Consider the following 12459-nt stretch of genomic DNA (forward strand, 5'->3'; position numbering starts at 1 on the left):
GCCCGGAACCCCCCCGGGGGTGGGTCAGCCCGCCAAAACCCACGCCGGAATGACGACGCGACGACCAGAGACGATGACCAGAGGCGATGACCAAGGGAACGACAAGAGGGGGCGGCCGATCGACGAAACAAGCCGCGCCCCAGGCGAATGCCTGGAGCGCGGCTCGAGTTCGGTTCGGCGGGTGCCGGTCAGCCGCGGATCTTGGCGATGACGGACTGGGCGGCGGTGGCGGCGGGGAGTTCGTCGGCGGTGCCGGCGAAGCGGTCGCGGAGTTCGACCTTGCCTTCGGCCCAGCCGCGGCCGATGACGAGGACGTAGGGCATGCCGAGCAGTTCGGCGTCCTTGAACTTGACGCCCGGGGAGGCGGTGCGGTCGTCGAAGAGGACGTCGAGGCCGGCCGAGTTCAGTTCGGCGACAACCTGTTCGGCGCCGGCGCGGGCGGCGTCGTCCTTGTTGGCGATGACCACGTGCACGTCGTAGGGGGCGACTTCGGCGGGCCAGCGCAGGCCCTTGTCGTCGTGCATCTGCTCGGCCAGCACGGCGACCATGCGGGAGACGCCGACGCCGTAGGAGCCCATGGTGAGGCGGACCGGCTTGCCGTTCTCGCCGAGCACGTCGACCTCGAAGGCGTCGGTGTACTTCTGGCCGAGCTGGAAGATGTGGCCGATCTCGATGCCGCGCGCGGCTTCCAGGAGGCCGCGGCCGTCGGGCGAGGGATCGCCGTCGCGGACCTCGGCGGCCTCGATGGTGCCGTCGGGGGTGAAGTCACGGCCGGCGACCAGGCCGACGTAGTGCTTGCCGGGCTCGTCGGCGCCGGTGATCCAGGCGGTGCCGGTGACCACGCGGGGGTCGACCAGGTAGCGGATGCCGTTGGCCTGCAGCGCCTTCGGGCCGATGTAGCCCTTGACCAGGAAGGGGTTGGCCTTGAAGTCGGCCTCGTCGAGCATCTCGACCTCGGCGGGCTCGACCGAGGCGCCGAGGCGCTTGTCGTCGACCTCGCGGTCGCCGGGGACGCCGATGCCGATGATCTCCATCTTGCCGTCGGGGTGGTGCAGCTTGACCATCACGTTCTTCAACGTGTCGGCGGCGGTGACGGGACGGCCGAACTGCTCGGCGATGCCCGCGCCATTGGCCCAGTCGACCAGGGTGGCGATGGTCGGGGTGTCGGGGGTGTCGTGGACGACCGCCTCGGCCTGACCTTCGAGCGGAATCTCCGGGGGCGCGGCGGTGACGACGGCCTCGACATTGGCGGCGTAACCGGATTCGCGGCAGATGACGTAGGTGTCCTCGCCGACGGGGCTGTCGGCCAGGAATTCCTCCGAGGCCGAGCCGCCCATGGCGCCGGAGGTGGCGGCCACGATGACGTACTTGACGCCGAGGCGGTCGAAGATGCGCTGGTAGGCCTCGCGATGGGCGTTGTAGCTCTTCTTCAGGCCGTCGTCGTCGAGGTCGAAGGAGTAGGAGTCCTTCATGATGAACTCGCGGCCGCGCAGGATGCCGGCGCGGGGGCGGCCTTCATCGCGGTACTTGGTCTGGATCTGGTACAGCGTGACCGGCAGGTCCTTGTAGGAGTTGTATTCGCCCTTCACGGTGAGCGCGAACAGTTCCTCGTGGGTGGGGCCGAGCAGGTAGTCCTGGCCCTTGCGGTCCTTGAGGCGGAACAGCGCGTCGCCGTATTCGGTCCAGCGGTTCGTCGCCTCGTAGGGGTCGCGCGGCAGCAGCGCCGGCAGCGAGATCTCCTGGGCGCCGATGGCGTCCATTTCCTCCCGGACCACATTCTCGACCTTGCGCAGCACGCGCAGGCCGAGCGGCAGCCACGAGTAGACGCCCGGGGCGATGCGGCGCACGTATCCGGCACGGACGAGCAGCTTGTGGCTGGGCACCTCGGCGTCGGCGGGATCGTCGCGCAGGGTACGCAGGAAGAGGTGGGAGAGACGGGTGATCACGGGGACACAGCGTAGCCGCTGCTAGCGCGAGACTCACAAGGCAAGGCCCCTTTGCGGCGTGGGTGGGGGCGCTGCGTGGTTACGCAAGCTGCCTCCTCCGCGCCCTGACCACCCACGCCCGGTACCGTGTTCGCTCGTGCTGGTGCTGCTGCCTCCCTCCGAAACCAAGTCCGATGGCGGATCGGGCGCTCCCCTGGACCTCGGCGCCTTGTCGATGCCGCAGCTCACCGCGGTGCGCGACAAGCTGGTCACGCAGCTGACCGATCTGGCCGCCGATCCGGACGCCTCACGCACCGCGCTCGGCCTGGGCAAGGGGGCTGACGCGGAAATCGCGCGCAATGCCGCGCTGCGCACCTCCCCCACCCGGCCCGCGCTGGATCGGTACACGGGCGTGCTCTACGACGCGTTGGACGCCGCGGACTTCACCAAAGCTCAGCGCGCCAAGGCGAATGCCCGCCTCGCGATCGGCTCGGCATTGTTCGGCGTGATCCGCGCGGGCGACCCCATTCCGGCCTACCGGCTCTCCGGCGGCTCCAAACTGCCCGGCCTGCCCACCCTGCAGGCGGTGTGGAAGCAGGTCCTGCCCGAGGCCCTGCGCGCGGAGACCGACGGCGCGCTGACCGTCGACCTGCGTTCGGGCACCTACCAGAATCTGGGCCGCATTCCGGGCGCCATCACCGCGACCGTGCTCACCGAGCGCCCCGACGGCACGCGAACCGTGGTGAGCCACTTCAACAAACACCACAAGGGTCTGCTGGCCCGCGCGCTGGTGCTGTCCCGGTCGGAGCCGTCCGATATCAACGGCCTGGCCCGAGTGGCGGAGAAGTCCGGCCTGCGCATCGAAATCGCCTCCCCCACCGAACTTCTCGTGCTGACCTAGACTTTCCGGCTACTGGGCCGCGTGGCTCGGGAGGACGCAGACGGCGTCCAGGCCCAGAACGTGGTTGAGGCGGCCGAAGGCCAGCCAGGAGCCGAGACACATGGACAGTTCCACGATTTCGGCCTGGGTGTAGTGCGCCAGCATGCGCTGGAAGAAGTCGTCGTCGAGGTTGTGGTGGTCGAGGGCGTAGCGTTCGGCGTATTCGGCGGCCAGCCGCGTGCGGTCGTCGAAGGATTCCGTTGTGCGCCAGTTGGTCACGTCGTCGGCGAAGGACTCCTCGACCTTCTCGCCATTGCGGTCGGTGCGCCAGTCCAGGCAGAACAGGCAGCCGTTGATCTGGGCGACGCGCAGGCGCGCGGCCTCGAATTCCCGCAGCCCCAAGGTGGTGTGGGAGTAGACGGCGAGGGAGAAGTTGGCGGCGGCCACGCCGATGCCGGGGACCATTTCGCCCCACACGTAGCCGATGGGGTCCTTGCCCTCGGGAATGTCGATGATCATGGGGTGCTCCTGTCGAGAGTGCCGGGGCGGAGGGGGATGTCCAGAGCGTCGTAGAGGCCCGGTTCGGCGGCGGTGAGCCAGTCGATGGCATGCACCAATCTGCTGACGGCGGTGGCGTTTCCGCCCGCGGAGTGATTGCCGTCCTCATCGGTGGCCTGAATGGCGAGCTCGATGCGCGGGCGGCCCTCGATGATGACGCGGTGGGCGCCGTCGCCGGTGGGCGGCAGCGGCCAGTCGGGGGCGCAGGAGGCGTGGATGCGGGTGACGTGCTCGATGACGATGCGGGGGCGCCCGGCGATGATGCCCTGCACCTCGAAGCGGATGGCGCCCTGGGTGCCCGCCTCGAATTTGCCCATGCGCTCGGTCTCGACGGTGTCGTCGAGAGGGCGGCGTTCGACGACCTCCTGAATATCGTCGAGGTCCACGCCGAGCCCGCGGGCCAGCAGCCGAATCTGCCCGCCCCACACCATGGTCGGCACGGTGGGCAGGAGCATGGGCGGCTGGTAGTCCATGGGCTGGCCCATGCCGACCAGGTAGCGCACCGAATCGGGTTGGTCGTAGGTGGTGTAGTCGAAGATCTCCTGGCAGCGGACCACGTCGACGTGGCTGCCCAGACCGCTCAGCAGCAGCGGCAGCACGTCATTGCCCCAGCCCGGGTCGATCCCGGAGACGAACAGCGAACCGCCGCCCGCGGCAATGGCTTCCAGCACCTTGCCGCGGAGTTCTGCCGGGGCGCTGCGGTGGTCGTAGAGCGGGTACAGCGCGGGGGTGACGACCACGGCTCCGGCGCGAATCGCGCGCAGGATGTCGGCGAGCGCGTCGTCGGGGCGGATGTCGCCGGAGGCGGCGTACACCACCGCGCGCGGTCCGGCGGCGAGGGTGGCGGCGATATCGTCGGTCGCCGCCACCCCCAATTTCGTCTCCAACCCGGCCAATTCACCGGCGTCGCGACCGACCTTGGCGGGGTTGTGCACGAGCACGCCGGACAGTTCGAGCGCCGGATGCGCCGCGACGGCGCGAATGGCGGCCCGGCCGACATTGCCGGTGCCCCAGACCACGGTGGAAATCATGGCCGGAGGGTAGCAATTGCTTGGTCCGTTCCGAGGCGATTTCGAGAACACGTTCCAGTTTTCTCGCGACCGCCCCGAGACCGGATTCAGCGTGAGGACATGGCCGACAAGCGCTGGTCGAGCACGGCGGCCCAATCGACATTGCCGAGCGCGTTGTAGTCCACGAACAGCACGTCGAAGACATCGCTGCCCTCGCTGATCCAGCCGCCCTTCTTGTCGGCCTCGAGGATGACGTCCATGCCCTCGGGCCGCGCGACGAAGGTGACCTCGAGCTGGTTGAGCCGCGGATACCGGTGCGAGGGACCGAATTCGATCTCCTGATAGAACGGCAGCTCCTGGCGGATGCCGCGCAACTGCCCCCATTCCACATCGGCCGAGCGCAGCGGCAGGCCGAGGCGTTCGATGGCCTCGAGCACGACGTGCTGGGCGGGCAGCGCGCCGATGCCGAGCGGATCGCTGTCGCCCGCGTCGACCGCATTCTCGATCTCGACGATGGTGCGCACCGACACCACCGCGCCCGGCAGGTGACGGCCGTTGTAGAAGGTGATCGGGGTTTCCAGCGGCGTGTACAGCGCGAACGGGATCTCGAAGGGCTCATTGGGGCCCAGCGTGAATGCCCAGTGCACATCGGTGCGGCCGAAACCCCGATTGCCCTGCGACTCCTCGTCGGCGTGCTCGAACTCGACCCGGGTGACGAATTCCAGTGCGACCCGGGCGATGTCCTGCGCGACCTTGCCGCCGCGCAAGCGAATGACGCCCTGCACCGTACCGCCGGGCTGCACTCCCGGAGTGTGGAGTTCGGTCTCGACCTCGGCGCCGCCCACCCCGACGGACGCCAGCAACTTCTTGAACATGGCACCCAGTGTGTCCGGTCATTGGCGAGAACGCCTCCCCGATCCGGTAACCCGTGATCGAATTCTCCGATGAGCAGCATCGAGGCGCTCGAGCAGATTCGCGCCCTGAAGTACCGTTACCTGCGTTCCCTGGATCTGAAGCTGTGGGACGAGTTCGCCGACACGCTGAGTGCGGACATCGTGGCCTCCTATGGATCGCCCTCCGGCGGCAGGCCGTTGGACTTCACCGGGCGCGACGAAGTCGTGGACTACATGAGCAAGAGCCTGGGCGGCAATATCATCACCGTGCACGTGGCCAATCACCCGGAGATCACCGTCGACGGCGAGACCGCCACCGGCAGTTGGTGTCTGGAGGACACGGTGATCGTCCCCGACTTCCACGTGCTGATTCGCGGCGCGGCCTACTACCGCGACGAGTACCGCCGCGAGGACGGCGTCTGGCGGATCGCGCGCACCGGGTACCAGCGCATCTACGAATCCACCATGTCCACCGGGACCCTGCCCGGCTACACCCTCACCGCCAACCGCTGGGCCCCCGCGTAGCAGTCATCGAGTTGTAAACGTTTGTCGGTGCCCCCCGCGATAGTGAGTTGCACGGCCGCACAGCACTGTTCGGCCGCCGCATCTCATCTCGACGAACGCTAGGAAAACTCGATGCGCAAGATCCTCATTGGCCTGGCCGGCGTGGCCTTCGCGACCCTCGCCACGGTCCTCCCGGCCGCCCCCGCGCAGGCCTACACCGGCTACTGGGGCGCCATGGCCGTCTCCGGTGACGGCGACCTGGGCTGGTCCTGGAACTACCAGTCCGAGAGCGCCGCCAATGACGCCGCCCTCGAAAAGTGCGGCTACGGCAGCTGTTCCATTGTCACCACCTTCACCGACTGCGGTGCGGTGGCCTACTCCGAGTTCATGAACAAGTACACCGGCGGCTACGGCGCCACCCCGTACGAGGCCGAATCCGACGCCAAGTGGTACCACGACTCGTACATCGTGAAGGAAGCCATCTGCAACGGGTGAGCCTCGAATTCCCTCGTGTCAGCGCACGGCGGCCTCGACCGGCTCGCGGATCTTCTCGGCATTCGCAGGCGCGGCGGGGTTGTCCCAGAACGGTTCAGCGGACGCGTAAGGCGTCCCGTACACCGGGGTGTCGGGCTGGGTGCGCCGGCTGTCGGCGAGGGAACCGATAGCTGTGGATCGTCCTCGCGGCCGCCGACCACCGGCGGCCGCGAGAACTCGCCGGATGGTCTCAGCCCAGGGTGATGGCGTCGAGGCGGGTGCGGAGGAATTCGGCGGAGACGACCGGCCGCAGGCCGTCGAGGCGGCCGATCGGCGGGGCGAGCGGGGTGACGCGGGCGTCGTGGTCGAGTTCGTAGAAGTAGATGAGGGAGACGAGATCCTCGTCGGGGGCGGATTCCTGGGGCGGGAGGACGCGGTGGCGGCCGGCGGGCCAGCGCTGGCCGCTCCAATGGGCAAGCAGGTCACCGATGTTCACGGTGAGGGCCGACGGGTCGTAGGGGGCGTCTTCCCAGCCGCCTTCGTCGGTGAAGACCTGCAAACCGCCGGCCCCGGGTTCGCGGTCGAGGACGGTGACGGTGCCGAAATCGGTGTGCGGGCCGATGCGGAACTGGCCGGGTTCGGGTGCGCCCACGTGGGTGAGGGGCGGGTACCAGTTGATATTGCACGTCCAGGTGGGGCGGGTGGCGAGGTCCTGGAATGGATTGCGGGGCAGGTCCAGTGCGGCCGCGAACAGGGCCAGCAATTCATCGGACAGGGTGCGCATGGCAACGGTGTAGGCGGTGGCGAGGTCGCGAAGCTCGGAGATCTCGTGGGGCCAGACGTTGTTCAGGAACCAGACGTCGTCGACGGCCGGATCGCCGGTGCGGGTGTCCGCGCCGAGAGCGAAGGTCTCCTTGAGATCCGGCGGGGTTTCGGTGCCTTCGGCGTAGCCGTTGGCCTCCATTCCGGGGCCGATCCAGCCGCGGCCGCCGACGCTCACGGCATAACGTCGTTTCACCTCCTCGGGGAGGGCGAAGAAGCGGCGGGCGGCCGCGCGCAGGTCGGCCGGAAGTCCTTCGGGCACACCGTGTCCGCGCACCAGCAGGAAACCGGCGCGCTGCATGCCCGCGTCGACCTCGCGGAGCACGGCGGCGGCCCGGTCGCCGCCGGCGCGCCAGCGGTCCAGGTCGATGGTGGCGATGGCGGTCACTCGGCTACTCCTATGTCCTCGTGCCAGAGGTCCGGGCGGTCGGCGATGAAGCGGGTCATCAGGTCGACGCAGGCCGCGTCGTCGAGCACGGTGATGGAAACCCCGTGTGCGGCAAGCCAATCGTGGCCGCCGGTGAAGGTCTGCGCTTCGCCGACGATGACCGCGCCGATGCCGAACTGGCGGACCAGGCCGCTGCAGTACCAGCACGGCGACAGGGTGGTCACCATGATGGTGTCGCGGTAGTCGCGGCGGCGTCCGGCATTGCGGAAGGCGTCGGTTTCGGCGTGCAGGCTGGGATCGTCCTGCTGGACGCGGCGGTTGCGGCCGCGGCCGAGCAGGACGCCCGCGCTGTCGAACAGGGCGGCGCCGATGGGGATGCCGCCTTCGTCCAGCCCGATCAGGGCTTCCTCGTATGCGGTGACCAGCAGTTCCGATGCCTTGATCATGCCGATCATGCTGCCACCGCCGCGCGGGAAATCCGGGCACGCTCGAGGGTCCAGTAGATCGCGGCCGACAGCACGAAGCCGACGAAGAAGGTGATATCGCCCAGTTCCGGTACCTGCCTGGGGATCAAGCCGACGAACTTGTGCTGATTGGAGAACAACAGCACCGACACGCCCAGGCCGATACCGAAGGCCGCGACACCGCTGTGGTTGACGTAGGTCCTGTCGTAGAGCAGATGGGCGACGGCTTGGCCGCGGCGCAGGTACTGGTCGGTCAGCACCACGCCCAGCCAGGGGCCGATCCAGTAGGCGACGATGAGCAGGAACGCCTCGTAGCTCGCGGCGGCGTCGGCGAGGGCCCACCAGGCGACCAGGAAGCCGATGCCGCCGAAGACGACGCAGACCAGGGCGCGCTGGGTGTGCACCGGGAGTTTCACCCCCATGGTCACGAAAGCCATTGCGCCGGAATACACATTGAGCGCATTGGCCGCCACCGCACCGACCGCGATGGCCAGCAGCGCCAGATCGGCCAGCAGGCTCGGCAGGTTGCCGGTGAACACATCGGTGGGGCTGCCGGTCGCGGTGCTCGCTATGGTCGCCGACGCCGCGCCGAGCACGCTGAGCCACAGGCAGGAAATGAACAATCCGGCCGCCGCGTACAGTCCGGTCGCGGTCCTCGACACCGCGGACGGCAGATAGCGGGAGTAGTCCGCGGCGTACGGATTCCAGCCCGCCGCATAGCCGAAGGCGGTGCCGACCGTGAGCAGGAAGCCGCCCGGGCCGCCCACTCCCCCGGCGGGCGCGGCCGCGCCGAGCTCGGCCTTGCCGAACACGGCGATGGTGACGAGGACGAACACGACGGCCAAGAGCGGGAAGGCGATTCGCTCGAACGCCTGCACCAGGTTGTGGCCGAAGAACGCGAAGACGGTCTGCGCCACCACGATCACCAGCAGCGCCGGCACCTTCGGCAGTCCGGTCAGGGTGTTGAGCGCGAATGCCCCGCTGACGCTATTGGTGGCGAACCATCCGACACCGCACATGACCGACATGAAGGTGGCGGGCAGCGCATTGCCGCGATAGCCGAAAGCCATGCGGCCCAGCACCATTTGCGGCACGCCGTGCAGCGGCCCGCGCGCGGAGAGCACGTAGTGCGCCGCCGCGCCGAGGCCGATGCCGACCGCGAGACCCAGGCTCGCCTGCCAGAAGTTCATTCCGAAGGCGGTCACCGAGAGCACGCCGATGAAGATCGTCGCGAACTCCATATTGGGAGACATCCACGTCCAGAACAGCTTTCGCGGCGTTCCGTGCCGGGCGGCCTCGGGGATATGGTCGTCACCGCCGGGCTCGATGGCGGCGACGCGATCGCCGTAGGCGACCTGGGACTCGTCGGTCAGTGCCACTGTGGTTTCCTCCCGCTATCTCTCGTGGGTTTCCTCGAGCACGGTGCGGCCCAGCAGCGCGTAGCGCGCCGGATCACTGCGCTTCAGGTACGTGGCGTAGCCGATGCCGGCGAGGGCGACGAGCGCCACCAGATACGGCGTCGCCTTCAGGATGAGGGAATCCGCCTCGGCACCGGCGGCGGTATCCATATTGATAACCAGCAGCAACACCACGCCGAGCATGGCGACGCCGCCGACGAGCGGGGCCAGGAAGGTCTTGAACCAGTGCCGGGTCTCGGGATGGTTGGTGCGGAAGTAGTTCATGACCGCGAACGAGGTCACCGCCTGCACCACCAGGATGGCCATGGTGCCGAGCACCGCGAGCAGCGTGTACAGGCCGGTGTAAGGGTCCTTGCCCGCCAGCGCGAAGGCCAGCACCAGCACGGCGGCGATCCCGGTCTGCACCAGGCCCGCGATATGCGGCGAGCCGTGCTGGGGATGGGTCCGGCCGACGGTGTTCTGCAGTCCGGGAATCACCCCTTCGCGACCGAGCGCGTAGAGGTAGCGGGAGGCGCAGTTGTGGAAGGCCATACCGCAGGCCAGCGAGCCCGTGATCATCAGCCACTGCATGGCGGTGACGGCCCAGTGCCCGACATAGGTCTCGGTGGGCGCGAAGAAGACGTTCATGGGATTGGCCGAGGCGGCGTACTCCAGCGCCGTGTCCCGGCCGCTGCCGGAGATGGCCATCCAGGACACGAACACGTAGAACGCGCCCACGCCGAGCACGGCGATCATGGTGGCGCGCGGGATGATCCGCTTGGGGTCCTTGGATTCCTCGCCGTACATGGCGGTCGATTCGAAGCCGACCCAGGACCAGAAGGCGAAGAACAGTCCCAGTCCCGCCGAGGCCGCCCCGCTGAAGGCGTTGACCGGGTTGATCGGTTCCAGGGAGATGCCCTCGGGACCGCCACCGTGGAACAGCACCGACACCGCCATGATGGCGAGCACGATCACCTCGGTCACCAGCAGTCCGATCAGCACCCGTTCGGCCACGGCCACGCCGAACCAGGTGCTGAAGGCGTTGATGGCCAGCATGAGTATCGCGAAGACCCACCACGGGATGTCGACGCCGGCTTGGTCCAGCACCGTGGTCTGCGCGAAGTAGGAGAAGATGCCGATGATCGACGGCTCGAACACGATGTAGGCGAAGGTGGCCAGCAGGCCCGCCGCCAGCCCGGCGGTGCGGCCGAGGCCGAAGGAGATGAACCCGTAGAAGGCGCCGGTGGCGGTGATGTGCTTCGACATGGTGGTGAAGCCGACGGAGAAGATCGCTAGCACCACCATGGCGATGAGAAAGGCCGCGGGCGTTCCGATTCCGCTGCCCGCCGACATCATGAACGGCACATTGCCCGTCATGGCCGTGATCGGCGCGGCCGTCGCCACGGCCATGAACACCACGCCGAGCAATCCGACGACATTGGGTTTGAGTCGTGAGACCGCGCCCGTCGTCTCGGTTCCGCTCGAAAGTATGGGTGGCGTACTCGCTTCCATTGTGCAGCTCCTCATCCCGGTCGCATGACCGTGTGAGGGATTGTGCGGGCGAGTTTGTTGCGCGGATATGAAACCGAGTTACCAGCGGAAATCAATACTGTGACTCAAGTCACAAACCTTACAGCCTAGATGATTCACCTTCCGCGACTTTACGGTTCGTCGATGGACAACGCCTTCGCCCGAGCGATGTGGCGGGCGCTCGAGCCCCTGCACGCTGTCACCTATTTCGCCCCGGAATGCCGCGCCGCCAATAAAGCCGTGGGCCTGCGCGGCTATTGGATGGGTTACTTCGGCGCCCGCTCCGCCCCCTTCGGTCCGGTCGGCCCCAGCGTCGTGGAAGCCACCTTCTACAACTTCCACCCGGCCATGATCCGCCGCGCCATTCCCGACGCCTGGTCCTTCGCCACTCCGGAGGCCATTCTCGAAACCCGCCGCACCGCCGCGGCTTCGGTGCTGCACACCCTCGTCCCCGACCTGCCCGCCCTCGCCGAGCAGACCCTCCCCCGCCTGCAGCAGTCCATCGACGGAGCCTCCGCCTCCGGCCGCCCCCTCTTCGCCGCCAACCGCGACCTCCCCACCCCCGAGGATCCGGCCCAGGCCTTCTGGCAGGCCGTCACCACCCTGCGCGAACACCGCGGCGACGGCCACATCGCCTGCCTGCTGGCCGAAGGCATCGACGGCTGCGAGGCCCACGTCCTGTTCATGGCCTTCTCCGGCGGCCCCGCCTCCTTCTGGCTGGAGAACCGCGGCTTCACCGAATCCGACTGGACCGCAGCCCGTTCCCGCCTGGAATCCCGCAACCTGCTCACCGGCGATCAGCTCACCGACGAGGGCCGCGCCCTGCGCACCCACATCGAATCCCGCACCGACGCCCTCGCCGCCGCGCCCTACCGCGACATCCCGAATATCGAGTCCGTCCTCACCCTGCTGACCCCGGCCGCCAAGGCGATCGCCCACAGCGGCGCGGTCCCCTACCCGAACCCCATGGGCGCCGACCCGGCCTGATCCCCTCACGAGCGGAGGAGGCCCCGCTGGCCAATCGAATCCCCTTGTCCATCAAGCGCGTTCGACATCGATCACCAGGGGCAGGCCACCGGCGAACCAGGCGCGGTGGAGTTCGAGGATTTTCTCGCGGGTGGGGCGGCCGGTCCGGTGCAGGGCGTTCTCGAAGTAGTCGAAGGGGTGGACGGTCTCGCAGAGGACGTTGTAGGCGGCTTGGCGCTCGGCCCGGTTCCGGAGTTCGCGGGCGGTGCCGTGGAAGGTGCCCTCCGGGAGGCGGATTCGGACGTTCGGGTTGGCGCGGATGTTCTTGACCCAGAGCGCTCCGGAACCGGCTATGGAGATGAGGTAGATCTTGTCGTCCACCCGGGCGGCCTTGACGTAGATGCGGCGCGGGCGGCCGGACTTGCGGCCGATCGTGTAGAGGGCGGCGCAGCCTTTCGGGAGGCGAACGGTGAACCAGGGCATGTGGATCGCGTGGATGAACCGCAGCCCGAGGCGCAGGCGCAGCGGCGGGAGCGCGAAGATGTCGGGCACGGAGGACAGGCGTTCCGGGGAGTATCTGCCGTCGCGGTAGCGGAGCGAGTCCGGGATCGTGCCGATCGCTATGTCATCCATGGCTGCCCCCAACGG

General features: G+C 68.3%; 13 protein-coding genes. 4 read left to right on the forward strand and 9 right to left on the reverse strand.

Going from position 1 to position 12459, the window contains the following annotated elements; translation table 11 throughout:
• Positions 1–188: 188 nt before the first annotated feature.
• The gene (locus ACFVIV_RS32410) at positions 189–1946 is read right to left on the reverse strand and encodes a proline--tRNA ligase (protein ID WP_379202958.1); all 1758 of its coding nucleotides are present in this window, start codon (positions 1944–1946) and stop codon (positions 189–191) included.
• Positions 1947–2082: 136 nt separating this feature from the next.
• Between ACFVIV_RS32410 and yaaA the strand changes: the two genes are divergently transcribed.
• Positions 2083–2826 (forward strand): peroxide stress protein YaaA, encoded by a 744-nt coding sequence (gene yaaA, locus ACFVIV_RS32415; protein WP_379202960.1) that lies wholly within the window; start codon positions 2083–2085, stop codon positions 2824–2826.
• A 9-nt stretch (positions 2827–2835) separates the two neighbouring features.
• Here yaaA and ACFVIV_RS32420 read toward each other — a convergent pair whose 3' ends face one another.
• From ACFVIV_RS32420 to ACFVIV_RS32430, 3 genes are all read right to left on the reverse strand, one after another.
• Entirely contained in the window at positions 2836–3324 is a 489-nt protein-coding gene (locus tag ACFVIV_RS32420) for a carboxymuconolactone decarboxylase family protein (protein ID WP_379202962.1), read from the reverse strand.
• A complete protein-coding gene (locus ACFVIV_RS32425; RefSeq protein ID WP_379202964.1) occupies positions 3321–4394 on the reverse strand; it encodes a dihydrodipicolinate reductase in 1074 nt (357 codons plus the stop codon). Before ACFVIV_RS32425 ends, ACFVIV_RS32420 begins: the two co-directional genes overlap by 4 nt.
• A gap of 86 nt (positions 4395–4480) precedes the next feature.
• On the reverse strand, positions 4481–5248 hold the full coding sequence (locus ACFVIV_RS32430) for a sporulation protein (protein WP_379202966.1): 768 nt from the start codon (positions 5246–5248) through the stop codon (positions 4481–4483).
• A 69-nt stretch (positions 5249–5317) separates the two neighbouring features.
• Here ACFVIV_RS32430 and ACFVIV_RS32435 point away from each other — a divergent pair, with 69 nt between their 5' ends.
• The gene (locus tag ACFVIV_RS32435) at positions 5318–5791 is read left to right on the forward strand and encodes a nuclear transport factor 2 family protein (RefSeq protein WP_379202968.1); all 474 of its coding nucleotides are present in this window, start codon (positions 5318–5320) and stop codon (positions 5789–5791) included.
• A gap of 111 nt (positions 5792–5902) precedes the next feature.
• Positions 5903–6265, forward strand: a complete 363-nt coding sequence (locus ACFVIV_RS32440; protein ID WP_379202970.1) for a DUF4189 domain-containing protein — start codon at positions 5903–5905, stop codon at positions 6263–6265.
• Positions 6266–6494: 229 nt separating this feature from the next.
• Here the strand turns inward: ACFVIV_RS32440 and ACFVIV_RS32445 are convergent, their stop codons facing one another.
• Genes ACFVIV_RS32445 through ACFVIV_RS32460 form a run of 4 tightly spaced genes read right to left on the reverse strand, consistent with a single transcriptional unit; the run spans position 6495 to position 10827 of the window.
• Positions 6495–7454, reverse strand: coding sequence for an isopenicillin N synthase family dioxygenase (locus ACFVIV_RS32445; protein WP_379202972.1), 960 nt, complete (start codon positions 7452–7454; stop codon positions 6495–6497).
• Positions 7451–7900: a nucleoside deaminase gene (locus ACFVIV_RS32450; protein WP_379202974.1), complete on the reverse strand. Its 450-nt coding sequence runs from the start codon at positions 7898–7900 to the stop codon at positions 7451–7453. The genes ACFVIV_RS32445 and ACFVIV_RS32450 overlap by 4 nt, the downstream gene beginning before the upstream one ends.
• 5 nt (positions 7901–7905) lie before the next feature.
• Positions 7906–9297 carry a purine-cytosine permease family protein gene (locus ACFVIV_RS32455; RefSeq protein ID WP_379202976.1) on the reverse strand — a complete coding sequence of 464 codons (1392 nt, stop codon included), beginning with the start codon at positions 9295–9297 and terminating at the stop codon, positions 7906–7908.
• Between the two features lie 15 nt (positions 9298–9312).
• A complete protein-coding gene (locus ACFVIV_RS32460) occupies positions 9313–10827 on the reverse strand; it encodes an APC family permease (protein ID WP_379202978.1) in 1515 nt (504 codons plus the stop codon).
• A 162-nt stretch (positions 10828–10989) separates the two neighbouring features.
• On the opposite strand from ACFVIV_RS32460, the gene ACFVIV_RS32465 reads away from it, so the two are divergent.
• On the forward strand, positions 10990–11832 hold the full coding sequence (locus ACFVIV_RS32465; protein WP_379202980.1) for a hypothetical protein: 843 nt from the start codon (positions 10990–10992) through the stop codon (positions 11830–11832).
• A 51-nt stretch (positions 11833–11883) separates the two neighbouring features.
• Here the strand turns inward: ACFVIV_RS32465 and ACFVIV_RS32470 are convergent, their stop codons facing one another.
• On the reverse strand, positions 11884–12444 hold the full coding sequence (locus tag ACFVIV_RS32470) for a nitroreductase family deazaflavin-dependent oxidoreductase (RefSeq protein ID WP_379202982.1): 561 nt from the start codon (positions 12442–12444) through the stop codon (positions 11884–11886).
• Positions 12445–12459: the final 15 nt, after the last annotated feature.

The sequence above is a fragment of the Nocardia sp. NPDC127526 genome, from assembly GCF_042672265.1.
Classification (GTDB): domain Bacteria; phylum Actinomycetota; class Actinomycetes; order Mycobacteriales; family Mycobacteriaceae; genus Nocardia.

Coding starts and splice junctions, on each gene's coding strand:
- ACFVIV_RS32460 (WP_379202978.1), bottom strand. CDS start 10,827: ATGGAAGCGAGTACGCCACCCATACTTTCGAGCGGAACCGAGACGACG.
- ACFVIV_RS32450 (WP_379202974.1), bottom strand. CDS start 7,900: ATGATCAAGGCATCGGAACTGCTGGTCACCGCATACGAGGAAGCCCTG.
- ACFVIV_RS32420 (WP_379202962.1), bottom strand. CDS start 3,324: ATGATCATCGACATTCCCGAGGGCAAGGACCCCATCGGCTACGTGTGG.
- ACFVIV_RS32435 (WP_379202968.1), top strand. CDS start 5,318: ATGAGCAGCATCGAGGCGCTCGAGCAGATTCGCGCCCTGAAGTACCGT.
- ACFVIV_RS32425 (WP_379202964.1), bottom strand. CDS start 4,394: ATGATTTCCACCGTGGTCTGGGGCACCGGCAATGTCGGCCGGGCCGCC.
- ACFVIV_RS32470 (WP_379202982.1), bottom strand. CDS start 12,444: ATGGATGACATAGCGATCGGCACGATCCCGGACTCGCTCCGCTACCGC.
- ACFVIV_RS32465 (WP_379202980.1), top strand. CDS start 10,990: ATGGACAACGCCTTCGCCCGAGCGATGTGGCGGGCGCTCGAGCCCCTG.
- ACFVIV_RS32430 (WP_379202966.1), bottom strand. CDS start 5,248: ATGTTCAAGAAGTTGCTGGCGTCCGTCGGGGTGGGCGGCGCCGAGGTC.
- ACFVIV_RS32440 (WP_379202970.1), top strand. CDS start 5,903: ATGCGCAAGATCCTCATTGGCCTGGCCGGCGTGGCCTTCGCGACCCTC.